The 23,873-nt window shown below is 37.3% G+C and carries 22 protein-coding genes; 19 read left to right on the top strand and 3 right to left on the bottom strand.

Annotated elements, in window-relative coordinates:
• Nucleotides 1-6: 6 nt before the first annotated feature.
• The 3 genes from J3U57_RS09480 to rpsT all read right to left on the bottom strand — a co-directional run bounded on the left by J3U57_RS09480 (nt 7) and on the right by rpsT (nt 1,886).
• The gene (locus tag J3U57_RS09480; RefSeq protein ID WP_267334164.1) at nt 7-849 is read right to left on the bottom strand and encodes a virulence factor BrkB family protein; all 843 of its coding nucleotides are present in this window, start codon (nt 847-849) and stop codon (nt 7-9) included.
• 5 nt (nt 850-854) lie between these two features.
• Nucleotides 855-1,502, bottom strand: coding sequence for an SPOR domain-containing protein (locus tag J3U57_RS09475; RefSeq protein WP_267334165.1), 648 nt, complete (start codon nt 1,500-1,502; stop codon nt 855-857).
• A gap of 120 nt (nt 1,503-1,622) precedes the next feature.
• On the bottom strand, nt 1,623-1,886 hold the full coding sequence (gene rpsT / locus J3U57_RS09470) for a 30S ribosomal protein S20 (protein ID WP_065634119.1): 264 nt from the start codon (nt 1,884-1,886) through the stop codon (nt 1,623-1,625).
• A gap of 226 nt (nt 1,887-2,112) precedes the next feature.
• Here rpsT and pgk point away from each other — a divergent pair, with 226 nt between their 5' ends.
• From pgk to dagF, 19 genes are all read left to right on the top strand, one after another.
• Entirely contained in the window at nt 2,113-3,276 is a 1,164-nt protein-coding gene (gene pgk, locus J3U57_RS09465; RefSeq protein WP_065634120.1) for a phosphoglycerate kinase, read from the top strand.
• A gap of 77 nt (nt 3,277-3,353) precedes the next feature.
• Nucleotides 3,354-4,433 carry a class II fructose-bisphosphate aldolase gene (gene fbaA / locus J3U57_RS09460; protein WP_065634121.1) on the top strand — a complete coding sequence of 360 codons (1,080 nt, stop codon included), beginning with the start codon at nt 3,354-3,356 and terminating at the stop codon, nt 4,431-4,433.
• A gap of 177 nt (nt 4,434-4,610) precedes the next feature.
• Nucleotides 4,611-5,039 (top strand): 50S ribosomal protein L11, encoded by a 429-nt coding sequence (gene rplK, locus J3U57_RS09455; RefSeq protein ID WP_034884321.1) that lies wholly within the window; start codon nt 4,611-4,613, stop codon nt 5,037-5,039.
• A 3-nt stretch (nt 5,040-5,042) separates the two neighbouring features.
• On the top strand, nt 5,043-5,744 hold the full coding sequence (rplA, locus tag J3U57_RS09450; RefSeq protein ID WP_065634122.1) for a 50S ribosomal protein L1: 702 nt from the start codon (nt 5,043-5,045) through the stop codon (nt 5,742-5,744).
• Between the two features lie 231 nt (nt 5,745-5,975).
• Nucleotides 5,976-6,473: a 50S ribosomal protein L10 gene (gene rplJ, locus J3U57_RS09445; protein WP_065634123.1), complete on the top strand. Its 498-nt coding sequence runs from the start codon at nt 5,976-5,978 to the stop codon at nt 6,471-6,473.
• Between the two features lie 59 nt (nt 6,474-6,532).
• Complete coding sequence (gene rplL / locus J3U57_RS09440; RefSeq protein WP_034884317.1) at nt 6,533-6,901, top strand: 50S ribosomal protein L7/L12; 369 nt, start codon at nt 6,533-6,535, stop codon at nt 6,899-6,901.
• Nucleotides 6,902-7,151: 250 nt separating this feature from the next.
• A complete protein-coding gene (rpoB, locus tag J3U57_RS09435; protein WP_267334166.1) occupies nt 7,152-11,180 on the top strand; it encodes a DNA-directed RNA polymerase subunit beta in 4,029 nt (1,342 codons plus the stop codon).
• 91 nt (nt 11,181-11,271) lie between these two features.
• Complete coding sequence (gene rpoC, locus J3U57_RS09430) at nt 11,272-15,498, top strand: DNA-directed RNA polymerase subunit beta' (RefSeq protein ID WP_267334167.1); 4,227 nt, start codon at nt 11,272-11,274, stop codon at nt 15,496-15,498.
• A gap of 81 nt (nt 15,499-15,579) precedes the next feature.
• Nucleotides 15,580-15,891, top strand: a complete 312-nt coding sequence (locus J3U57_RS09425) for an antibiotic biosynthesis monooxygenase family protein (protein ID WP_267334168.1) — start codon at nt 15,580-15,582, stop codon at nt 15,889-15,891.
• Nucleotides 15,892-16,308: 417 nt separating this feature from the next.
• Nucleotides 16,309-16,908, top strand: coding sequence for a LemA family protein (locus tag J3U57_RS09420; RefSeq protein WP_267344550.1), 600 nt, complete (start codon nt 16,309-16,311; stop codon nt 16,906-16,908).
• A gap of 39 nt (nt 16,909-16,947) precedes the next feature.
• Nucleotides 16,948-17,811, top strand: coding sequence for a TPM domain-containing protein (locus J3U57_RS09415; RefSeq protein ID WP_267344551.1), 864 nt, complete (start codon nt 16,948-16,950; stop codon nt 17,809-17,811).
• A gap of 494 nt (nt 17,812-18,305) precedes the next feature.
• The gene (locus J3U57_RS09410) at nt 18,306-18,635 is read left to right on the top strand and encodes a hypothetical protein (protein ID WP_267334171.1); all 330 of its coding nucleotides are present in this window, start codon (nt 18,306-18,308) and stop codon (nt 18,633-18,635) included.
• A 47-nt stretch (nt 18,636-18,682) separates the two neighbouring features.
• The gene (locus J3U57_RS09405; protein WP_267334172.1) at nt 18,683-19,051 is read left to right on the top strand and encodes an SFCGS family glycine-rich protein; all 369 of its coding nucleotides are present in this window, start codon (nt 18,683-18,685) and stop codon (nt 19,049-19,051) included.
• A 14-nt stretch (nt 19,052-19,065) separates the two neighbouring features.
• The gene (locus J3U57_RS09400) at nt 19,066-19,362 is read left to right on the top strand and encodes a DUF4312 family protein (RefSeq protein ID WP_267334173.1); all 297 of its coding nucleotides are present in this window, start codon (nt 19,066-19,068) and stop codon (nt 19,360-19,362) included.
• Between the two features lie 20 nt (nt 19,363-19,382).
• A complete protein-coding gene (locus J3U57_RS09395) occupies nt 19,383-20,135 on the top strand; it encodes a DUF4311 domain-containing protein (RefSeq protein WP_267344553.1) in 753 nt (250 codons plus the stop codon).
• Between the two features lie 18 nt (nt 20,136-20,153).
• Nucleotides 20,154-20,807 carry a DUF4310 family protein gene (locus tag J3U57_RS09390; protein WP_267344554.1) on the top strand — a complete coding sequence of 218 codons (654 nt, stop codon included), beginning with the start codon at nt 20,154-20,156 and terminating at the stop codon, nt 20,805-20,807.
• A 51-nt stretch (nt 20,808-20,858) separates the two neighbouring features.
• Nucleotides 20,859-22,013, top strand: coding sequence for an amidohydrolase/deacetylase family metallohydrolase (locus J3U57_RS09385; protein WP_267344556.1), 1,155 nt, complete (start codon nt 20,859-20,861; stop codon nt 22,011-22,013).
• The gene (locus J3U57_RS09380) at nt 21,991-23,130 is read left to right on the top strand and encodes a DgaE family pyridoxal phosphate-dependent ammonia lyase (protein ID WP_267334177.1); all 1,140 of its coding nucleotides are present in this window, start codon (nt 21,991-21,993) and stop codon (nt 23,128-23,130) included. Before J3U57_RS09385 ends, J3U57_RS09380 begins: the two co-directional genes overlap by 23 nt.
• Nucleotides 23,130-23,870 carry a 2-dehydro-3-deoxy-phosphogluconate aldolase gene (gene dagF / locus J3U57_RS09375; RefSeq protein WP_267344557.1) on the top strand — a complete coding sequence of 247 codons (741 nt, stop codon included), beginning with the start codon at nt 23,130-23,132 and terminating at the stop codon, nt 23,868-23,870. Before J3U57_RS09380 ends, dagF begins: the two co-directional genes overlap by 1 nt.
• The last annotated feature ends 3 nt before the right edge of the window (nt 23,871-23,873 follow it).

Raw genomic sequence — 23,873 nt, 5'->3', positions numbered from 1 at the left:
ATTTTATTATTCCACTTGAGACTGATTTTCAATAGATTGTTTTTGTTGGCGGTTATAGTCAGTCAATGTCGCGGCAAACTCTGCACCAAATAGCACAATACACCATGAACAGTAAATCCAAACCAACATAATAGGTATCGAAGATACCACACCATAAATCAATTGATAGGTAGGAAAAGAGCTAACATAAAGTGAAAATGCTCGCTTTCCTATTTCAAATAAGACTGCAGCGACGATTGCGCCAATAAATGACTCTTTAAAAGGGACAGATTCGGTAGGAATAATACTATAAAGTAACCAAAAACCAATAACAGAAATAAGAAATGGTAAAATGCTAATTAGTAGGTTACTGGTTATCGCTGTAGAAATCCATTTTAACGAAAAAATATATGAACTTATCGCTACGCTACTGCCAGCCAAAATAGGGCCTAAGGTTAATATTGTCCAATAAATGGTTATATTATAAATTAATGAGCGTTTGCGTTTTGTTTTCCAAATATGATTGAGAGCTGTGTTAATTGAATTGATCAATAATAACGATGTGACAATTAGTCCGATTATCCCAACCACAGTCATTTTCTTTGTATTGGCAATAAACTGTTCCAGATAGTTTTGGATAGTGTCACTGGCTGTTGGTACTAAATTACTATAAATTAACTGCTTCAATGATCGACTCACTTCACTAAACATTGGAAAAGCAGACAGTAAAGAAAAGATTACCGTAATCAATGGTACTAGTGCAAGTATCGTGGTATAAGCTAACCCTGCAGATGATGTCGTTAAACGGTCATGGTTGATCCGCCACCATAACATTTTTGAGAACAGTTGTATGTGCTTAAATGTTTTCATCGTTTTTATTTGTTAGAAACAACACAATTGTTAATACCATTACTGAGTAACGAGCTCATTGTTTTATCAGCCTCATTTTTGTTGGTAAAAGGTCCGACAGTCACACGATACAGTTGACCTGCAGAAATATTACCACTTATTCCTGTCATAGCAAGTTTGGCTCTTAGTGTATCAGCATTAGCTTTATCTTTAAAAGCTCCACATTGTAGTGACCATTTATTTGAGGTATTCACTATTTGACTTGTTTGTGATGGGGCTGAAGTCGTTGTTATTTGTGTGTTAGCATTATTCGTGTTATTGGTATTTTGTGTAGTTGTAACAGGACGTGAATTATTGACAAAACTATCGAGAATTTGTTGTCGTTCACTTGCAACAGAATTTGTTTGAGCGTTAGAGCTAGCATTTGGCGTTTCTAACTCTTTTAAATATGTCCATCTTTCTTGGGGTTGTTCTGGTAACGTGATTGCCGGAGGTTGAGTTTTCGCTTTGGGCTGTTCAGTAATTTGCGTAGGTTTATTATTTGAAACAAAGTAGAGAATAGCAGAGAACAGAATAATAATGATAATAGCTAATAATATCATTAAATTAGGCATATTTCGTGACTTATTTTTTTTAGATTGGCTCTTTTTTCTCACATAATCACGCTGAACCACAATAAACTCTCTTTGTTTTTATTTGTTATTGATGAATGATTAGCACATAAATAAAAAAAGTGGTTTTCACCACTTTTTGCTAGGTTCTTAATTAACTATAGTAACTAACAGAATAAAGTATTAAGCTAATGCTTTTATCTGTTTGATTAAATTCGCTTTATGACGTGCTGCTTTGTTTTTGTGGATTAGACCACGAGCCGCTTGACGGTCAATAACTGCTTGCATGTCTTTAAATGCTACTTCAGCTGTTTGTTTATCACCAGCTGCAACAGCTGCGTAAACTTTTTTAATATAAGTACGCATCATTGAACGGTTACTAGCATTATGTTTACGGCGTTTTTCGGATTGAACCGCACGTTTCTTAGCTGATTTGATATTAGCCAAAGTCAACTCCCAAATTTAGAAAAATTAGATATTAATAAGGCGGCAAAATATGCCTGATTTTCTTTCTTTTGTCAATGCTGTTAGATAAAAAAATTTTGTGGCTTTTCGATTAAGTATTTAACGTAAATGTTTACTATTTAAGCGTTAATGAAAGTAACCTAATCTTATTTTTTATGTTAGAATAATGTAAAATTTATTTTATTTATATTTCATAAGAGGATGTCTCATGTCTATTATTAGAATGCAAGATCTTGATCTAAAAGGAAAACGTCTATTTATTCGTTCAGATCTTAATGTGCCAGTTAAAAATGGTAAAGTAACCTCTGATGCACGTATTAAAGCATCATTGCCAACAATTGAAGAGGCAATTAAAAAAGGTGCTAAAGTAATGGTAACCTCGCATATTGGGCGTCCAACCGAGGGAGAATATAATCCAGAATTTTCACTGCAACCTGTTGTTGATTATTTAAAAGAACATGTTTCATTTCCTGTCCGCCTAGTTAAAGATTATCTTAACGGTGTTGACGTTAAAGAAGGTGAACTTGTTGTGCTTGAAAACGTACGTTTTAATGTCGGCGAAGGTAAAGATGATGAAGCTTTATCAAAAAAATATGCCGCACTTTGCGATATCTATGTTATGGATGCTTTTGGTACAGCACATCGCGCTCAAGCGTCTACTCATGGTGTTGGTAAATTTGCGCCAGTTGCTTGTGCAGGTCCATTATTAGCTGCTGAATTAGATGCTTTAGGTAAAGCGCTTGATAACCCAGCTCGTCCAATGGTTGCGATTGTTGCTGGTTCTAAAGTATCAACAAAATTGACTGTTCTTGATTCTTTATCAAAAATCGCTGACCAAATTATTGTTGGTGGTGGTATCGCAAATACATTCATCGCAGCTGAAGGCTATAATGTTGGTAAATCACTTTACGAAGCAGATTTAATTCCTGAGGCAAAAAAATTAATGGCAAATTGCCATATTCCTGTTCCTACTGATGTTCGCGTAGCAACAGAATTTAGTGAAACTGCAACTGCAACTGAAAAATCAGTAAAAGATGTTAAAGAAAATGAACAAATTCTTGATTTAGGTGATAAATCAGCAGAAGCATTAGCTGATATCATCAAAAAAGCCAAAACTATTTTATGGAATGGCCCTGTTGGTGTGTTTGAATTCCCGAATTTCCGTCGAGGTACTGAAATTGTAGCGAAAGCTATTGCTGATAGTGCAGGTTTTTCAATCGCGGGTGGTGGTGATACATTAGCTGCAATTGATTTATTCGGAATTGAAGATAAAATCTCTTATATCTCAACTGGTGGTGGAGCTTTCCTTGAATTTGTGGAAGGTAAAAAATTACCGGCTGTTGCAATGCTAGAAGCGAGAGCTAAAGCGTAATTAAGACATTTAATAAAAAAGGATGAGCCAATCACTCATCCTTTACTTTTTATATAAATAAATTTATAGGTAATAAAATGGCTACAAAGATTTCTGATGTTGTTAAACCTGGTGTGGTAACTGGTGATGATGTGCAAAAAGTATTTCAAATTGCACGAGAAAATAATTTTGCATTACCAGCTGTAAACTGTGTTGACACTAATACAATCAATGCGGTTATTGAAACAGCAGCTAAAGTTGGTTCGCCTGTTATTGTGCAATTTTCTAATGGCGGTGCACAATTTATTGCGGGTAAAGGTTTAAAACTTGAAGGTCAAGAATGTGCAGTGTTAGGTGCTGTATCTGGTGCTAAACATGTGCATTTAATGGCTGAAAAATATGGTGTACCAGTGATTGTTCATACCGATCACTGTGCAAAAAAATTACTGCCTTGGGTTGATGGGTTACTTGATGCTGGCGAAACGCATTTTGCTAAAACTGGCAAACCACTATTTTCTTCTCACATGATCGATCTATCAGAAGAAACTTTAAAAGACAATATTGATATTTGTTGCCAATACCTTGCTCGTATGTCAGCAATGAAAATGACATTAGAGTTAGAGCTTGGTTGTACTGGTGGTGAAGAAGATGGTGTTGATAATAGCCATATGGATAGTTCAGCACTTTATACTCAACCTGAAGATGTCGCTTATGCTTATGAGCGTCTAAGTGCAATTAGTCCACGTTTTACTATCGCAGCATCATTTGGTAATGTTCATGGTGTGTATAAACCAGGAAATGTTAAGTTAACACCAAAAATTCTCGATAATTCACAAAAATATGTTTCTGAAAAATTTAGCTTACCCGAAAAATCATTGAATTTTGTATTCCATGGTGGTTCAGGCTCTACTCCTGAAGAAATTGCTGAAGCAGTTAGTTACGGTGTTGTTAAAATGAATATCGATACTGATACGCAATGGGCAAACTGGGCTGGTATTTTAGATTATTACAAAGCCAACGAAGCATATTTACAAGGTCAATTAGGCAACCCAGAAGGACCTGATGCTCCAAATAAAAAATATTACGATCCACGTGTATGGTTACGTAAAGGACAAGAATCATTAGTTGCACGTTTAGAACTTGCATTTAAAGAACTTAATGCAATTAATGTACTTTAATTCTTGAATAACATTGTTATTAAATAAAAGCAGGCGGTAAATATTGCCTGCTTTTATGTGTAATAAATAAATCTTGCATTTATTAATCGATTGTAGGATAATTCTGCCCTCATTTAACTTAGGGGAGCTGTCTATTTATTAATAGAGGCGTTTGCACCCGAGAAAAGGAAACTAAAAATGGCAAAAAAAGTACAAGCTTACATCAAGTTGCAAGTTGCAGCTGGTGCAGCAAATCCTAGTCCACCAGTTGGTCCAGCACTTGGTCAACACGGTGTTAATATTATGGAATTCTGTAAAGCATTTAATGCAAAAACAGAAAGCATGGAAAAAGGTCTACCTATTCCTGTTGTTATTACAGTCTATTCTGATCGTTCATTTACTTTTGTTACTAAAACTCCACCTGCGGCAGTATTATTAAAGAAAGCTGCTAAAATCAAGTCTGGTTCTGGCGAACCTAACAAGAAAAAAGTAGGTAAAGTAACGAGTGCGCAAATTCGCGAAATCGCTGAATTAAAAGCTGCAGATATGAATGGTGCTACCATTGAAACGATGATGCGTTCTATTGAAGGGACTGCACGTTCAATGGGCTTGGAAGTGGAGGGTTAATTCATGGCTAAACTATCTAAAAAAGCTAAACTTATCCGCGAAAAAGTGAATGCGACTAAACAATATGATATCAACGAAGCAATTGCTTTATTAAAAGAACTTGCCACTGCTAAATTTACAGAAAGTGTTGATGTTGCAGTTAATTTAGGTATTGATTCACGTAAATCAGACCAAAATGTGCGTGGTGCAATTGTACTTCCACACGGAACCGGTCGTAGTATTCGTGTTGCAGTCTTTACTCAAGGTGCAAACGCTGATGCCGCTAAAGAAGCTGGCGCTGAATTAGTGGGTATGGACGATTTAGCGGATCAAATCAAAAAAGGCGAAATGAATTTTGACGTGGTTATCGCATCACCAGATGCTATGCGTGTTGTTGGTCAATTAGGTCAAATTTTAGGGCCTCGTGGTTTAATGCCAAACCCTAAAGTGGGTACTGTAACGCCTAACGTTGCTGAAGCAGTGAAAAACGCTAAAGCTGGTCAAATCCGTTACCGTAATGATAAAAATGGTATTATCCATACCACTATCGGTAAAGCTGATTTTGATGCAGATAAACTTAAAGAAAATTTAGAAGCATTACTTGTTGCGTTAAAACGAGCAAAACCTGCATCTGCTAAAGGTGTATTTGTGAAGAAAGTTAGCCTATCTACTACAATGGGCGCAGGTGTTGCTATCGATCAAGCGACATTAAATGCAACAGTTTAATTATTTCGATAATTAAACAAAAAAATCGGTTGGTGTCTGGCCTTAACCAGACCCCGTCCAAGACCGTAGGTGTAATTGATATTTAATTACTTAATCTTCCTACGTAGACGGTGACAGAACCTGATAAGATATAATAGAGGGATTCTGCTCATCGTGGTTGTGCTAGCTACGTGTGTAGTTAGTTAAAATAAGTCTAGGCTTTGCCTAGTATATAATCCAGGAGCAATACCAATGGCACTAAATCTTCAAAATAAACAAGAAATTGTTGCTGAAGTTAATGAAATCGCCAAAGGTGCGCTATCTGCAGTTGTTGCTGATTCTCGTGGCGTAACTGTAGAAAAGATGACTGCATTACGTAAATCTGCTCGTGAAGCGGGTGTTTATATGCGTGTTGTTCGTAACACCTTATTACGCCGCGTTGTTGAGGGAACTCAATACGAGTGCTTAAAAGATGCGTTTGTTGGTCCAACTCTTATTGCATTTTCAAATGAGCACCCAGGTGCTGCTGCGCGTATTTTTAAAGCGTTTGCAAAAGAAAATGAAAAATTTGAGATTAAAGCCGCAGCCTTTGAAGGTGAGTTGATTACTGCAGCGAACATTGATCGCTTAGCAACATTACCTACTTATGAAGAAGCATTAGCTCGCTTGATGTCAACCATGAAAGAAGCCGCAGCTGGCAAATTGGTTCGTACTCTTGCAGCAGTTCGCGATCAAAAACAAGCTGCTTAATTGGCAGTGTGATTGTGAATATTATTAATTAAAAAATTGTAAATTTGGGAAACTATATTATGTCTATCACTAAAGAACAAATTTTAGATGCAGTTGCTGAAATGTCTGTAATGGATGTTGTTGAACTTGTATCAATGATGGAAGAAAAATTTGGCGTTTCTGCAGCGGCAGCTGTAGCAGTTGCAGCAGCTGGTCCAGCTGAAGCAGCAGAAGAAAAAACTGAATTTGATGTAATCTTAAAAGATGTTGGCGCTAACAAAGTCGCTGTTATCAAAGCGGTTCGTGGTGCAACAGGTTTAGGCTTAAAAGAAGCGAAAGATCTTGTTGAATCAGCTCCAGCAACAGTTAAAGAGGGCGTTAGCAAAGCTGATGCAGATGAACTTAAAAAGGCACTTGAAGAATCTGGTGCAGTTGTCGAACTTAAATAAGTTTATCAATTGTAAGCTAAGTGGCTGGGGGTTTTTACCTCCAGCCTTTTTGCGCTGTAAAAAGTCAAAGAATTTTATTTGAAGACTATCAATAAAAAGTAATAAAGAAATAGTATATTTATTAAGCCTAATCAATTGATATTTATAGATATTTTCGATGAGGTGTCAGGCGTTCTTATTTGATAGATAGTAATACCCCTGATGAATATTTAATCATGCTAAAATAGCAGATAAGCAAGTTGAGGAACTAATGGTTTACTCTTATACCGAGAAAAAACGAATTCGTAAGAATTTTGGTAAACGTCCACAAGTCTTGGATATACCGTATCTTCTTTCTATTCAACTTGATTCGTTCCAGAAATTTATTGAGCAAGATCCAGAAGGTCAGTACGGCTTAGAAGCCGCTTTTCGTTCAATATTTCCGATAAAAAGTTATAGTGGTAACGCTGAGTTACAATACGTGAGCTTTAAAATGGGCGAACCTGTGTTTGATGTTAAAGAATGTCAAATTAGAGGGATCACTTACTCAGCACCGTTGCGCGTTAAATTACGTTTAGTTATTTATGATAAAGATGCGCCAGAAGGAACAGTTAAAGATATTAAAGAGCAAGACGTCTATATGGGCGAAATTCCTTTAATGACGGATAATGGTACATTTGTGATTAACGGCACTGAACGTGTTATCGTTTCACAATTACATCGTAGTCCGGGTGTGTTCTTTGATAGTGATAAAGGTAAAACGCACTCTTCTGGTAAAGTTTTATATAATGCGCGGATTATTCCTTATCGTGGCTCTTGGCTTGATTTCGAATTTGATCCAAAAGACAATCTTTTTGCTCGTATTGACCGTCGTCGTAAACTTCCAGCGACAATTATTTTACGAGCGCTTGGTTATGAAACAGAAGAAATTTTAGATATCTTCTTTGAAAAAACTATTTTTGAAGTTGGCAAATCAAAATTAAAAATGGATCTGGTTCCTGAGCGTTTACGTGGTGAAACGGCTCTGTTTGATATTGAATCAAAAGGTAAAGTTTATGCTGAAAAAGGCCGTCGTATAACCGCACGCCACATTCGTGAACTAGAAAAAGATAAAGTAACTAAGATTGATGTACCAGTTGAATATATCGTTAATAAAGTATTAGCAAAAAATTATGTTAATGAAGAGACTGGTGAAGTTATTGCTTTTGCTAACACGCCAATTTCGTTAGAGCTATTGCTTGAATTAACCAATGCTGGTCATAAAAAAATTGAAACATTATTTACCAATGATTTAGATCATGGTGCATTCATTTCTGAAACATTAAATGTTGATTCAACTCGTGACCGTTTAGGTGCATTAGTTGAAATTTATCGTATGATGCGCCCTGGTGAGCCACCAACAAAAGAAGCAGCTGAAGCACTATTTGATAATCTATTCTTCTCTGACGAACGTTATGACTTATCAGCAGTAGGTCGTATGAAGTTTAATCGTTCTTTAGGGCGTGAAGATATCGAAGGCGAAAGCGTGTTAACCAAAGGCGATATCGTTGATGTCATGAAGAAACTTATCGCTATCCGTAATGGTCATGGTGAAGTGGATGATATCGACCATTTAGGTAATCGTCGTATTCGTAGTGTTGGTGAAATGGCAGAAAACCAATTCCGTATTGGTTTAGTTCGTGTTGAGCGAGCTGTAAAAGAGCGTCTATCTTTAGGCGATCTTGATTCATTAATGCCACAAGATATGATTAATGCTAAACCAATTTCAGCGGCAATTCGCGAATTCTTTGGTTCGAGTCAGTTATCGCAGTTCATGGATCAAAACAATCCATTATCTGAAATTACGCATAAACGTCGTATTTCTGCCTTAGGTCCGGGTGGTTTAACGCGTGAACGTGCTGGCTTTGAGGTGCGTGACGTACATCCAACTCATTATGGTCGCGTATGTCCGATTGAAACACCTGAAGGTCCAAACATTGGTTTGATTAACTCATTGGCGGTGTATGCTCGTACTAATGAGTATGGATTCTTAGAAACCCCATATCGCCGAGTCATTGATGGCGTTGTAACTGATGAGATTAACTATTTATCAGCAATCGATGAAAGTGAATTTGTTATTGCACAGGCAAACTCAAATTTAGATGATGATGGTCGTTTTAAAGAAGATTTAGTGACTTGTCGTTTAAATGGTGAATCTGGTTTATATAGCCCGGAACAAGTTCATTATATGGACGTATCAACACAACAAATCGTTTCTGTTGGTGCTTCATTAATCCCATTCCTTGAGCACGATGATGCGAACCGTGCCTTGATGGGTGCAAACATGCAACGTCAAGCAGTACCGACATTAAAAGCGGAAAAACCATTTGTTGGTACAGGTATGGAACGTGCAGTTGCGGTTGACTCAGGTGTAACTGCTGTTGCTCGTCGAGGTGGTACTGTTCAATATGTTGATGCATCACGTATCGTAATCAATGTCAATGCTGACGAAATGTATGCTGGTGAAACAGGGATTGATATTTATAACTTAACCAAATACACCCGTTCTAACCAAAATACTTGTATTAACCAAATTCCATGTGTGGAGTTAGGTGAAAAAGTTGAGCGTGGCGATGTGCTTGCAGATGGTCCATCAACGGATTTAGGCGAGTTAGCACTTGGTCAAAATATGCGCGTGGCATTTATGCCATGGAATGGTTATAACTTTGAGGATTCGATTTTAGTCTCTGAAAAAGTGGTACAAGATGACCGTTTCACCTCGATTCATATTCAAGAGTTATCTTGTGTATCTCGTGATACTAAATTAGGTGCTGAAGAGATTACTGCTGATATTCCAAATGTGGGTGAAGCAGCACTTTCTAAACTCGATGAGTCTGGTATTGTTTATATCGGCGCTGAAGTAAAAGGTGGTGATATTCTGGTTGGTAAAGTGACGCCTAAAGGTGAAACACAATTAACACCAGAAGAGAAATTACTACGTGCTATTTTCGGTGAAAAAGCATCTGATGTTAAAGATACTTCATTACGTGTACCAAATGGTGTTTCTGGTACAGTTATTGATGTTCAAGTCTTTACGCGTGATGGTGTACAAAAAGATAAACGTGCACTTGAAATCGAAGAGATGCAGCTTAAACAAGCACGAAAAGATTTGACTGAAGAACTTAAGATCTTAGAAGCAGCATTGTTTGCACGTATTCGTGATGTGTTAATTTCTGGTGGTATCAAAGCAGATAAATTAGATGCTCTGCCACGTGAAAAATGGTTAACTATTGGGATTGCTAATGAAGATAAGCAAGCACAATTAGAGCAACTTGCCGAGCAGCACGAAGAAATTAAAGTTGAGTTTAACAAAAAACTTGAAGCTAAACGCATGAAGATTACTCAAGGTGATGATTTACAACCTGGAGTGCTCAAAATTGTTAAAGTTTATTTAGCGGTTAAACGTCAAATTCAGCCTGGTGATAAGATGGCGGGTCGCCATGGTAACAAAGGGGTTATCTCAAAAATCAACCCAATTGAAGATATGCCATATGATGACAAAGGACGTCCAGTTGATATCGTGTTAAACCCACTAGGGGTTCCATCACGTATGAATATTGGACAGATTCTCGAAACCCACTTAGGTATGGCGGCTAAAGGTATTGGTCAAAAAATTGATACAATGCTTAAAGAACAGCAAGAACTTGCTAAATTACGTGAGTTTATCCAAAAAGCATACGATCTTGGTTTAGGTGCTGCACAAAAAGTTAATGTTGCAGAATTTACCGATCAAGAAGTGATGACATTGGCACAAAATTTACGTAATGGTATGCCACTTGCTACACCAGTATTTGATGGTGCAAAAGAGCAAGAAATCAAGTCATTACTAGAATTGGGTGATTTACCGACTTCAGGTCAAATTACATTATATGATGGCCGTACGGGTGAACAGTTTGAACGTCCGGTAACGGTAGGTTATATGTACATGCTTAAATTAAATCACTTAGTTGATGATAAGATGCATGCACGTTCTACAGGTTCATATAGTCTGGTTACTCAACAGCCATTGGGTGGTAAAGCTCAATTTGGTGGTCAGCGTTTCGGTGAGATGGAAGTATGGGCACTTGAAGCTTATGGTGCTGCTTACACACTACAAGAAATGCTAACGGTCAAATCAGATGACGTAAACGGCCGTACTAAGATGTATAAAAATATTGTAGATGGTGATCATCGTATGGAACCTGCGATTCCAGAATCATTTAATGTATTGTTAAAAGAGATTCGTTCGCTAGGTATTAATATCGAGTTAGATGAAGAGTAATCTTCACTAACTAAAAATGATTTCTATTTATAGGGATAACTTATCAGCAATGATAAGTTATCTAATTGGTTTAACTCCATAGGAGCCAATTGTGAAAGACTTACTAAAGTTTCTAAAAGCACAAACAAAAACAGAAGACTTTGATGCTATCAAGATAGGCCTTGCTTCTCCTGATATGATTCGTTCATGGTCTTTTGGTGAAGTTAAAAAACCTGAAACAATTAACTATCGTACGTTCAAACCTGAACGTGATGGATTATTTTGTGCGCGTATTTTTGGACCCGTTAAAGATTATGAATGTTTATGTGGAAAATATAAACGTTTAAAACATCGTGGTGTAATTTGTGAAAAATGTGGCGTTGAAGTCACACAAGCTAAAGTGCGTCGTGAACGTATGGGGCATATTGAGCTTGCATCACCAACTGCACATATCTGGTTCTTAAAATCATTACCATCACGTATTGGTCTATTATTAGATATGCCACTTCGTGACATTGAACGTGTGCTTTATTTTGAATCATTTATGGTTCTTGACGGCGGAATGACAAACTTAGAACGTGGTCAAATCTTAACAGAAGAACAATATTTAGATGCGTTAGAAGAGTTTGGCGATGAATTTGATGCTCGTATGGGCGCGGAAGCTATTCAAGAATTATTACGTAATATTGATGTGCAAGCGGAATGTGAAGCACTACGTGACGAACTTTCAACGACAAACTCTGAAACAAAACGGAAAAAAATCACTAAACGGATTAAGATTATCGAAGCATTCATTCAATCAGAAAATAAACCTGAATGGATGATCTTAAACGTATTACCTGTGTTGCCACCTGATTTACGTCCATTAGTACCACTTGATGGCGGACGTTTTGCAACATCAGATTTAAATGATCTTTATCGTCGAGTGATCAACCGTAATAACCGTTTAAAACGTTTATTAGACTTAGCTGCGCCAGATATTATTGTACGTAATGAAAAACGTATGTTACAAGAATCTGTCGACGCATTATTAGATAATGGTCGCCGTGGTCGTGCTATTACTGGTTCAAACAAACGTCCATTAAAATCACTTGCCGATATGATTAAAGGTAAGCAAGGTCGTTTCCGTCAAAACTTATTAGGTAAACGTGTCGATTACTCGGGTCGTTCTGTAATTACTGTAGGTCCATATTTACGATTACATCAATGTGGTTTACCGAAGAAAATGGCACTTGAACTATTCAAACCATTTATTTACGGTAAATTAGAGCGTCGTGGTTATGCAACTACCATTAAAGCAGCCAAGAAAATGGTTGAGCGTGAAGATGCAATTGTTTGGGATATCTTAGATGAAGTTATTCGTGAACATCCAGTATTACTAAACCGTGCGCCGACACTACATAGATTAGGTATTCAGGCATTTGAACCTATTCTAATTGAAGGTAAAGCGATTCAATTACACCCATTAGTTTGTGCGGCATTCAATGCTGACTTCGATGGTGACCAAATGGCGGTGCACGTTCCATTGACGTTAGAAGCGCAATTAGAAGCGCGTGCGTTGATGATGTCAACCAATAATATCCTTTCACCTGCGAGCGGTGAGCCTATTATTGTTCCTTCTCAGGACGTGGTATTAGGTCTTTACTACATGACGCGTGACAAAATCAATGCGAAAGGTGAAGGCATGGTTTTAACTGGTCCTAAAGAAGCAGAAAAACTGTATCGTTTAGGTTTAGTTGAGTTACATGCGAAAGTTAAAGTACGTATAACAGAAAGCCAACGTAACAGTGTTGGTGAGTGGGAAGAAACAACCTCTGTGGTAGATACTACAGTTGGTCGTGCTATCTTATGGTTAATTATGCCGAAAGGTATGAGCTTCTCTGTGATTAACCAACCACTAGGTAAAAAAGCGATTTCTCGTATCTTGAATATCTGTTATCGTCAATTAGGTATGAAAGAAACCGTCATTTTGGCTGACCAAATAATGTACACTGGATTTGCTTATGCTGCTCGTTCAGGTGTATCAGTTGGTATTGATGATATGGAAATTCCAGCGAAAAAATCGCAAATCATCAATGAAGCTGAAATTGAAGTTGCTGAAATTCAAGAACAGTTCCAATCAGGTTTAGTTACCGCTGGTGAACGTTATAATAAAGTTATCGATATTTGGGCAGCAGCGAATGAACGTGTTGCAAAAGCGATGATGGATAACTTATCAACTGAAAAAGTGACTAACCGTGAAGGCAAAGAAGAAGTACAATCTTCTTTTAACAGCATCTATATGATGGCCGACTCAGGTGCTCGTGGTTCTGCCGCTCAGATTCGTCAGTTAGCAGGTATGCGTGGTTTGATGGCAAAACCGGATGGTTCTATCATCGAAACCCCAATTACGGCAAACTTCCGTGAAGGGTTGAACGTTCTTCAGTACTTTATCTCGACCCATGGTGCGCGTAAAGGTCTTGCCGATACCGCATTAAAAACAGCGAACTCAGGTTACTTAACTCGCCGTTTAGTTGATGTGGCGCAAGATCTCGTTGTTATTGAAGATGACTGTGGCACGTTAGAAGGTGTAGTAATGACACCCGTTATCGAAGGTGGAGATGTTAAAGAGCCACTTCGTGAACGTGTATTAGGTCGTGTAACAGCAGAAGATGTATTAAAACCAGGTAGTGCGGATATTTTAATTCCTCGTAATACACTACTTGATGAAAGTTATTGTGATTTACTCGAAGCTGAATCAGTTGATAGTGTGAAAGTCCGTTCTGTGGTTTCGTGTGATACTGATTTTGGGGTTTGTGCGAAGTGTTATGGTCGTGACCTTGCCCGTGGTCACTTGGTGAATAAAGGTGAAGCAATCGGTGTTATTGCGGCACAATCAATCGGTGAGCCAGGTACACAGTTAACCATGCGTACGTTCCATATTGGTGGTGCGGCATCGCGAGCGGCAGCAGAATCGAGTGTTCAAGTGAAAAACAAAGGTAGCATTAAATTAACCAATGCTAAATTTGTAACTAACCCAGATAAGAAATTGGTTATTACATCACGTAATGCTGAGTTAACCATTATTGATGAATTGGGTCGAATGAAAGAGACTTACAAAGTTCCTTATGGTTCGATTTTAACCAAAGGTAATGGTGCAACAGTTGATGCTGGTGAAACAATCGCTAACTGGGATCCACATACCATGCCAGTTATCTCTGAAGCGAAAGGCTTTGTCAAATTTGTAGATATGGTTGATGGTCAAACTATTACTCGTCAAACCGACGAATTGACAGGTTTATCATCAATTGCAATTTTAGATGTGGCTGAACGTACTGGGGTAGGTAAAGATTTACGTCCGGCAATTAAGATTGTGGATGCAAAAGGTAATGATATTTATGTTGCTGGCACTGAAATGCTCGCGCAATACTTCTTACCTGGTAAAGCATTAGTCCAATTAGAAGATGGTGCTGAAATCAATGTGGGTGATACCCTTGCACGTATTCCACAGGCATCGGTTGGTACCAAAGATATTACCGGTGGTTTACCACGCGTTGCTGACTTATTTGAAGCACGTAAACCGAAAGAGCCAGCAATTCTTGCTGAAATCGATGGTATTATCTCGTTTGGTAAAGAGACCAAAGGTAAACGTCGCTTAATTATCACTCCACTTGATGGTAGTGATCCATATGAAGAGATGATTCCAAAATGGCGTCAACTTAACGTATTTGAAGGTGAACAAGTTGGACGTGGTGATGTGATTTCTGACGGTCCAGAATCTGCACATGACATTTTACGTTTACGTGGTGTTAATGCAGTGACACGTTACATCGTTAACGAAGTTCAAGAAGTTTATCGCTTACAAGGTGTAAAAATCAATGATAAACACATTGAAGTTATTGTTCGTCAGATGTTACGTAAAGCGACAGTTATTCATCCGGGTGGTTCTCGTCTACTTGACGGTGAACAACTTGAAGTATCACGCTTGAAAATTATTAATCGTGAACTTGAAGCACAAGGTAAAGAACCAATTGTTTACTTGCATGATCTGCTTGGTATTACTAAAGCATCACTTACTACTGAATCATTTATTTCTGCGGCATCGTTCCAAGAAACGACTCGCGTATTAACTGAAGCAGCAGTTGCGGGTAAAAACGACGAATTACGTGGCTTGAAAGAAAACGTTATTGTTGGTCGATTAATTCCGGCTGGTACGGGTTATGCTTACCATAAAGAGCGTTTACGTAAACGTGCAATGCCATCAACTGATGACATTCAAACAACTGTTTCTGCTGAAGAAGCAACAGCAAACTTAGCTGAATTACTTAACTCTGCAGCGGAAGAAAACAACAATCAATAATTGGTTGATTTAATTTTTAAAATAGCACGTGTAAACGTGCTATTTTTTTATCGGACATAAGTAAATTAAAAGGAGATATTTATGTATATAGTCATGAATCGTTTTAAAATTAAACGTGGTAGCGAAGATACTTTTATTGATATATGGCGAAATCGTGATAGCCATTTGAAAGAGATGAAAGGATTTAATCGTTTTTATTTCTTACAAGGAAAAACTGAAGAAAACTATACACTATTTTCATCTTTTGCAGAGTGGGAAACTAAAGCGGATTTTGACGCTTGGGTAAACTCTGAACACTTTAAACATACTCATCGAAATACCAATAATCGGTCAAATAATCATGATATCTATTTTGCGCCAGCAGAGCTTGAATGCTTTGAAGTGATTTTATAGCCAATAATCTGATTATAATTATCGGTAAAAATTAAAAGATTGTTATACTTATAATAAATGGCTTTGTGAGCAACCATTAATAAAGCAATGAAGTGTTTTGCATAAATTCCTTCGATTATACTTCGCAAGTTTGCGAAAACTCGATATAATATTTAACAGTTAATTTAAACTATGTGGTATGCAACTGAAATATAGTTAATGATAACAATCAGTTAGCGACATAAAATTTTGTCTTTATCTCTAATAATCTCATCTTTATCGATTAAGTTGTCTATTGTTGTTTTTACGCCATTTGCTTTTGTGCATTATGGTTATTTAAAGCAGTAACTGGATGTCAGAATAAGTTATTTTTCATCGTTGCTTAATTACTTAGTATTCACATTTAACCAAAGTTAAGTACTTTATAAGAGGTTTATAATGAAATCAAAATCTTTGTTAGTTATTCTTGTACTCATTATTATTGGTGGATTTATCTTTTTTAAAGATTATAACAGTATTCAAACTCAAGATGAGGCGGTTGTAGCTTCTTGGTCAGAAGTTATTAACCAATATAAAAGACGTGCTGATTTAGTGCCTAATTTGGTTAATACGGTAAAAGGTTATGCAACTCATGAAAAAGAAGTATTAACACAAGTCACTGATGCACGAGCTAAAGTTGGATCGATTCAAATTAATGCTGATCAGTTAACGGATCCTGCTTTATTTTCGAAATTCCAACAAGCACAATCCGATTTAAGTTCAGCATTAAGCAGGCTTATTGCTGTAAGTGAGAATTATCCCGATCTTAAAGCTAATACACTTTACCAAGATTTGATGAGCCAACTTGAAGGTACAGAAAATCGTATTACAGTAGCAAGAGGACGCTACATTGAAACGGTTAAAAATTTTAACAGTTATATTCGTACGCTACCAACTAAATGGGTTGCAGATATTTTAGGTCAACAACCTAAGCAACAATTTACGGTTGATAATGAAAAACAGATCTCTGATGCACCTGCTGTCAATTTTGGACAGTAAATATAAATGAAAAGGTTATTTGTATTCAGCGTGCTATTGATGATCAGTTGGCTGAGTTATGGGTTAACTGAGATCCCCGTATTTAGCCAACGTGTTATTGATATCACGCATACCCTGACATCGTCACAAATCGATAAGCTAGAATCAAGTTTAATTGCGTTTGAAAAACCACGTACTGATGGTGCACAAATTGCGGTATTGATGATAGCGAAGCTTGATAATGAAACGATTGAGCAATATGCCGATAGGGTTTTTATTGACTGGAAAATTGGTAAAAAAGGTCGTGATAATGGCATATTGTTACTGATCGTTAAAGATGATAAACGCATGCGTATCGAAGTCGGCTATGGTCTTGAAGGCACCATTACCGACTTGATTGCTAGCCACATTATTCGTGACCAACTTGCACCTCAGTTTAAACAACATAACTATTATCAAGGCATATACGACGCTTTAACCGTATTAAGTCAAAAAATCGATAATTCAGACACTACAACCGATGATGACTCACAACAGAATCTGAATTCATTGCTAGCAAGTGACTTTGGCGCAACTGTTTTTAATTATGGATTAGTCTCATTTTTTATCTGTTTTGTCATTGCTAACTTCATCTTATCTAACTCAGGCAAAATCAGTGCAAAACGAAGTTTAAGCACAGGATTACTCAATGGACTCTCTGTTGGCGGATTTACATTATGGCATGGCTATCCACTATATTTTGCATTACCACTATTATTTTTAGCTTTTGTAGCAAGTACCATTTTAAGTGGTATTTTAATGGCTAAAGGAAGTGGAGGGGGCATTAACCGACGCGGTGGTGGCGGAGGTTTTGGTGGTTCTGGCGGATTCGGTGGTGGAGGCGGCGGACGCAGTGGCGGTGGTGGTGCTTCTGGTAGTTGGTAAAGATTTTAAGGGCGCTATACATGAAGGTATAGTATTTTTTTAATTTCTTAAAAGAGATTTTTTGTATGGTAGGATTTCGGACGTTTGCACCGAAATGAAAAAACCACAAAATTACTCACGTCCGAGATCCTAAAGAACAAAAATCAAAAAACGTTGTCAAGAATTTTAAGGAAATAAGTACGTTTCAGTATAGCATCCTACCCTGAATTTAAGCAAAACCACAAAAATTCCAAAACTTTTGCGTATAAAATCCCAAAAATAAAAAATCTTCACTTCTCTCTCTATGTATCATTTTTATGATCAAACTCACAAATTTAACAATCTGTTTATTCTGGCTTAATTTAATTTTTCCCTCTATAAACGCAGATGACGCCATTTATTGCGATAAATGATAATTAATTTCCTGTTGTTGACGGAAAAAGTCTCTATCCACGTTAATTGTGGTTTCATTTACGCTTAATCCATGCTTAAAAAAGAAGAGAATTATGTGTGTTATGTCATCAATAAAGTTTCGCATGATCGAGGATAATCTTGAACCAGAATTAGTTACATCACAAATTATTAAAATTATAAATGGCTGGTTGATTGAACAGCAAATTACGCAAAATGATGTGCAAAAGGCTATGTTACTTTCGCACGTTAAAGCTATGGTGCAACGGGCAAAAACACTTGAAAAATTACCAGAAATTGATCCAAGCTTATTTGATGAACTTTCACAGGAATCTTTAGCGCTAGCTCGCAGAACAGTAGAATTATTTGATAATTTGCCAATGGAAGAAGCCTATTTATTGGCTGTGCATTATGAGGTAGCTAAGGCAAATTGAAAAGATTACTAGACAATTAAAAAACAATAATTAATAGGAGAAATAGTATGACTGAAGTAGTCATTGTTATTGGCGATAGGATGGGAAAAGGGCAAAAGATTGCCGAAGGAATTAACTCTGTAGAAGGTTGTAGGGCAATTGTTATTCCTGGTATGGCAGCTGATATGAAGTTAGGTGATGTCATGAATGAGAAGCATGCTGATTTGGGCTTATCGTTTTGCGGTAGCGGCGGCGCAGGTGCGATTACTGCACAAAATAAATATGGCTATTCACAACGCCATGGTATGCGATCAATAGAGGAAGGTGAGACCGCAATTAATGATGGTTGTAAAGTTCTTGGTTTTGGTTTTATGGATACACAAGAGCTTGGCAAGCGTATTGCACAAGCATTTTTGAAAAAAAATCCACGTCCATAAGTGCGAAGATAAAAATGAAAAAAACACAACAGTTGTCTGTCAGGGTAAATGGTAAAGGTGAATCTAAACAACGGGCATTTGCAATAGCATTAAGCCAGGTTCAAAAAGAGGTATTTAACCATATCGGCGATATTGTATTACGTATTGAACCACAAGATATTCAAGTTGTATCAGCAAAACAAATGATAACAACTGAGCGCTTTTTGTTTGTTTTTCTGCCAAGGAAAAGAACCCTTTACGACATCACTCTTGATGTCTCTGTTAATGTAAGTTTCGTTAATCTTGCGGATATTGAATTTAAATCTGAATAACATAACGTATAAGGGAAATGATGGAAATTCTAATTATTGCATTAAAGTCTATTATTATTGGTGGACTTTGTGGTTTTGGCGTTGGTGCCGGGGCTGCTCGAATGTTTCATGCGCCAACCTATCAAGGTATGGGGGCTTTTCGAACACTTGGCGAACTTAATTCTTGTGAAGGTGATCCTGCGGCGCATTTCTCATTTGGTCTTGGTTTCTTTTTTAATGCATGGGCATCATCAGTGGCTGCGGGCTCTTTTACCCAAGATGTCGATCACCGAATTATTCCCAACTGGGGAGCATCGTTACTGATGATAAAAAATCGTAATCTTGCCGAAACGCTACATGATCCTAAAAAAATGGCATTAGCTTGTGCATTTGTCGGCGTCATTGTGGTGTTATTTTTAAATACCACCACTTCTGTTATTCCTGATTCCCTAAAAATTACCGCGACGAAAGTATTAGTCCCTGCGGCAAATCTGCTTGTGGCAACAGTAATGCCTGTTATCTTTTGGTTGGCAGCGTTAGATGCTGGTCGTCGTAGTGGTTTTTGGGGGACATTGTTTGGCGGACTTGCTCAATTGATTATGGGTAATGCTGTACCGGGCTTAGTTTTAGGCATCCTAATTGGTAAAGGCGTAGATGATAGTGGCTGGAATCGTGTTATGAAGATTATGTTAGTTGCGATCATTGTTCTATTTGTGATGAGTGGATATTTTCGCGGTTTTGATATGAAGATGATAAATTCATTTCGAGATGGTCTGTCTTATTGGTTTAAATAATATAGGGAATAACACATTATGAATACTCAAACAACCATTAATAAAAGTTTTTGGTATGCCGATTGGTCATTCCCGATTATTTGTGGACTTTTATCAGCAGGTATTTTTGCTGGAACGCATACTTTTTATGTATATGGTATAGGTGCATTTAATGAGATTGCGTTTGTTGCAATGCTCAAATCAGGAATGACAACCGGTGATTATGGTGCAGTTGCAGCATTTGGCGCTAGTTTTTTGTTTGCCCGCGTTATTGAAGGTTCATTAGTTGGCATATTGGATATTGGTGGCGCTTTACAAACAGGTATTGGATTAGGTGTACCAGCATTATTGTTAGCGGGTGGTTATACCTTTCCTGTTGAAAACTTTTTAGCTGCATTAGCGACAGGATTAGTGTTAGGTGCAATGATTGGCGCCATTATTATTCTTATCCGAAAGTTTACTGTTAATAGTGGCAGTGGATCGACTTTTGGTGCTGATGTGATGATGGGTGCCGGTAATGCTTCTGGACGATTCTTAGGACCAATGATTATTTTATCAGCTATGGTAGCTTCAATTCCTATTGGTATTGGCTCTTTACTTGGTGCATTACTTTTTTATGTATGGAAAAAGCCAATTACAGGTGGTGCAATTTTAGGTGCGATGATTTTTGGTGGAATATTTCCAATTGTCTAATGTTAACTCTCCGCTGTAGTTGGTTAAATTACAGCGGATTTGGAACAACTTATGTATGATTTAATTATAAGAAACGCCATATTAATTGATGACTCGATAACCGACATTGCTATTTATCAAGGAAAAATTGTCAAAATAGACAGTGCCATTTCAGATCCAACTATTCGCATTTTAGACCTAAAACAGAAATATTATGTCAGTGCCGGATGGATCGACTCTCATACTCATTGCTTTGCGCGTTCACCCATCTATCATGATGAGCCTGATTTAATTGGGGTTAAAGCGGGCGTAACTTCTGTTGTGGATGCAGGTAGTGTTGGTGCACTTGATGTTGATGAATTCTATCAATTAGCTCAGCAAGTGCAGACTCATGTTTATTCATTTTTGAATATTTCAAAAATTGGCTTAATTAGACAAAATGAACTTGCCGATATGCAAGATGTTGATGTCGCGTTATTTGACAAAACTTTAGCTAAATATCCTCATTTTATTATTGGAATAAAAGTTAGGATGAGCCGTAGTGTGGTGGGTGAAAATGGTATTTTACCATTAATCAAAGCGAAAAAGATGCAGAAAAAGACCGGTTTACCACTGATGATTCATGTCGGGAATAATCCGCCAGAACTAGATGAAATTGCCGATTTATTAACTAAAGGCGATATTATTACTCACTGTTTTAATGGTAAGCCAAATCAAATATTTGATAAACAAAACAATTTGCGAGATTCAATCAAACGCGCTATTGAACGTGGCGTAATTTTAGATATTGGCCATGGTGGAGAAAGCTTTAGCTTTGCTGTTGCCGAGCGTGCTAAGTGCTTAGATATTTATCCTAATACAATTAGTTCCGACATTTATTCTAAAAATCGTTTACAAGGTCCCGTATTTAGTTTAGCAAATGTGATGACCAAGTTTATTTGTCTTGGTTATAGCCGAAAAAAAATTATTGATAGTGTTACTCAAAATGCGGCACAAGTTTTGCGTCTTAAAAATAAGGGCAAGTTAACAGTTGGTTATGATGCTGATTTGACTGTTTTTGATATTAAACAACAAGCTATTGAGTTAGCTGATTCAGAAGGTGAAGTCAGACGATGTCATGAACAATTCGTGCCTTTAGCATCGATTGTTGCTGATTCGACAAAACATTCGTTATACATAGAAATAACAGAAGAAGGTAGTAAAAATGCGCTCACAATCTCAAACTGAAAAAGACGTTTATAGTCAATATCATTTAAAAAAGGTCATTAATGCGTCAGGGCGTATGACTATTTTAGGCGTTTCAACACCAAGACCTGAAGTGGTGGATGCGGTATCTCATGGTTTAAGCGAATATTTTGAAATCAAAGACTTAGTTGATAAAACTGGGCAATATATTGCCAAATTACTCAATGTCGAAAGTGCAGTCGTGGTTTCATGTGCGTCAGCAGGTATAGCACAAGCTGTTGCAGGGTTAATTATTAAGGATGATCGCGATCTATTATTTAATCTACATTCGTCTGATAAATATGTACCTCGTGAAATTATTGTTCCTAAAGGGCATAACGTTAATTTTGGTGCACCAATTGGGACAATGGTGTCTTTAGGTGGCGGGATTGTCGTTGAGGCAGGTTACGCGAACGAATGTAAACCCGAACATATCGAATCATTAATTAATGCTGATACAGCAGCCATTTTATATGTTAAGTCACACCATTGCGTGCAAAAAAGTATGTTAACAGTTGCACAAGCAGCTACCATTGCCAAAAAACATAATATACCACTGATTGTTGACGCTGCCGCAGAAGAGGATTTATATATCTATTATCAGCAAGGAGCTGATTTAGTTATTTATAGTGGTGCAAAAGCAATTGAAGGACCGACAAGTGGTTTAGTGATTGGTCGTCATCAAGCAATTGAATGGTTAAAACTTCAATCTCAAGGCATTGGACGCCCAATGAAGGTGGGGAAAGAAGGTATTTTAGGTTTAACTAAAGCCATTGAACTTTATGTAAACGATCCTAAGCAAGAAACTGGTCAGCAAATGGTGAGTAAAATGACCCCATTTATTGATAATCTTAATTCTTTACCTGGCGTATTAGCCAACGTGGTTTGGGATAGTGCAGGGCGAGATATTGCTCGTACAGAAATCGCATTTGATAGCACTGTAATAGGTAAAAGTGCTATCGAAATAGTTGAATTAATGAAGCAAGGTGAAATTGCTGTTTATTTTCGCGAATATAAAGCTAACGAAGGTAAAGTTGATGTTGATGTACGTAGTGTAACTTCTGCTCAACTTGACATTATTTATAATAAAATTAAACGTATTATACTAGGAGTAAAATAATGCAGTTGACACCTAATTATTATAATGATCGTGTCTGTTTAAATGTTCTGGCTAACTCAATTGATAATGCTAAAGCCGTTTATGAAGCAGCACAAACTCATGTTGTAGTTGGTATTTTATCGAAAAACTATTGTGATAATCAATCAGCAATAACCGATATGAAAAAATATGCGCAAGCAATTGATAATGCTATTTCAATAGGGTTGGGCGCTGGCGATCCGAATCAGTCAGATATGGTATCTGAAATATCAGCAGTACTTCAACCACAACATGTCAATCAAGTCTTTACTGGTGTGGGAGCTAGCCGTGCTTTGTTAGGTCAAAAAGAGACTGTGATTAATGGCTTAGTATCACCAACGGGTAGAATTGGATTGGTCAATATTGCTACTGGCCCGTTGAGTAGTAAAACTACCAAGAGCGAGGTACCGATTGAAACAGCAATTGCATTACTCAAAGATATGGGCGGAAGTTCAATCAAATTTTTTCCAATGGGTGGATTAAAACATCGAGTCGAATTTGAATATGTGGCAAAGTGTTGTGCTGAACAAGATTTTTATCTGGAACCCACAGGGGGAATCGATTTAGACAACTATGAAGTCATTTTGAAGATAGCTTTAGATGCTGGTGTGAAAAGGATTATCCCACATATTTATAGTTCTATTATTAATCAAGCGACAGGAGAAACGCGCACTGCTGATGTTGAAAAACTTTTGGCAATTACACAAAAATTGGTAGGATAAATA

The organism is Gilliamella sp. B3464 (assembly GCF_026536145.1).
In the GTDB taxonomy this organism is placed as follows: domain Bacteria; phylum Pseudomonadota; class Gammaproteobacteria; order Enterobacterales; family Orbaceae; genus Gilliamella.
This window is presented reverse-complemented; position numbering and strand designations above follow the sequence as displayed.

What these genes read in the sequence shown, in the direction of transcription:
- J3U57_RS09480 (WP_267334164.1), bottom strand. Translation starts at nt 849, where the DNA reads ATGAAAACATTTAAGCACATACAACTGTTCTCAAAAATGTTATGGTGG.
- pgk (WP_065634120.1), top strand. Translation starts at nt 2,113, where the DNA reads ATGTCTATTATTAGAATGCAAGATCTTGATCTAAAAGGAAAACGTCTA.
- fbaA (WP_065634121.1), top strand. Translation starts at nt 3,354, where the DNA reads ATGGCTACAAAGATTTCTGATGTTGTTAAACCTGGTGTGGTAACTGGT.
- rplK (WP_034884321.1), top strand. Translation starts at nt 4,611, where the DNA reads ATGGCAAAAAAAGTACAAGCTTACATCAAGTTGCAAGTTGCAGCTGGT.
- rplA (WP_065634122.1), top strand. Translation starts at nt 5,043, where the DNA reads ATGGCTAAACTATCTAAAAAAGCTAAACTTATCCGCGAAAAAGTGAAT.
- rplJ (WP_065634123.1), top strand. Translation starts at nt 5,976, where the DNA reads ATGGCACTAAATCTTCAAAATAAACAAGAAATTGTTGCTGAAGTTAAT.
- rplL (WP_034884317.1), top strand. Translation starts at nt 6,533, where the DNA reads ATGTCTATCACTAAAGAACAAATTTTAGATGCAGTTGCTGAAATGTCT.
- rpoB (WP_267334166.1), top strand. Translation starts at nt 7,152, where the DNA reads ATGGTTTACTCTTATACCGAGAAAAAACGAATTCGTAAGAATTTTGGT.
- J3U57_RS09425 (WP_267334168.1), top strand. Translation starts at nt 15,580, where the DNA reads ATGTATATAGTCATGAATCGTTTTAAAATTAAACGTGGTAGCGAAGAT.
- J3U57_RS09420 (WP_267344550.1), top strand. Translation starts at nt 16,309, where the DNA reads ATGAAATCAAAATCTTTGTTAGTTATTCTTGTACTCATTATTATTGGT.
- J3U57_RS09415 (WP_267344551.1), top strand. Translation starts at nt 16,948, where the DNA reads ATGATCAGTTGGCTGAGTTATGGGTTAACTGAGATCCCCGTATTTAGC.
- J3U57_RS09410 (WP_267334171.1), top strand. Translation starts at nt 18,306, where the DNA reads ATGTCATCAATAAAGTTTCGCATGATCGAGGATAATCTTGAACCAGAA.
- J3U57_RS09405 (WP_267334172.1), top strand. Translation starts at nt 18,683, where the DNA reads ATGACTGAAGTAGTCATTGTTATTGGCGATAGGATGGGAAAAGGGCAA.
- J3U57_RS09400 (WP_267334173.1), top strand. Translation starts at nt 19,066, where the DNA reads ATGAAAAAAACACAACAGTTGTCTGTCAGGGTAAATGGTAAAGGTGAA.
- J3U57_RS09395 (WP_267344553.1), top strand. Translation starts at nt 19,383, where the DNA reads ATGGAAATTCTAATTATTGCATTAAAGTCTATTATTATTGGTGGACTT.
- J3U57_RS09390 (WP_267344554.1), top strand. Translation starts at nt 20,154, where the DNA reads ATGAATACTCAAACAACCATTAATAAAAGTTTTTGGTATGCCGATTGG.
- J3U57_RS09385 (WP_267344556.1), top strand. Translation starts at nt 20,859, where the DNA reads ATGTATGATTTAATTATAAGAAACGCCATATTAATTGATGACTCGATA.
- J3U57_RS09380 (WP_267334177.1), top strand. Translation starts at nt 21,991, where the DNA reads ATGCGCTCACAATCTCAAACTGAAAAAGACGTTTATAGTCAATATCAT.
- dagF (WP_267344557.1), top strand. Translation starts at nt 23,130, where the DNA reads ATGCAGTTGACACCTAATTATTATAATGATCGTGTCTGTTTAAATGTT.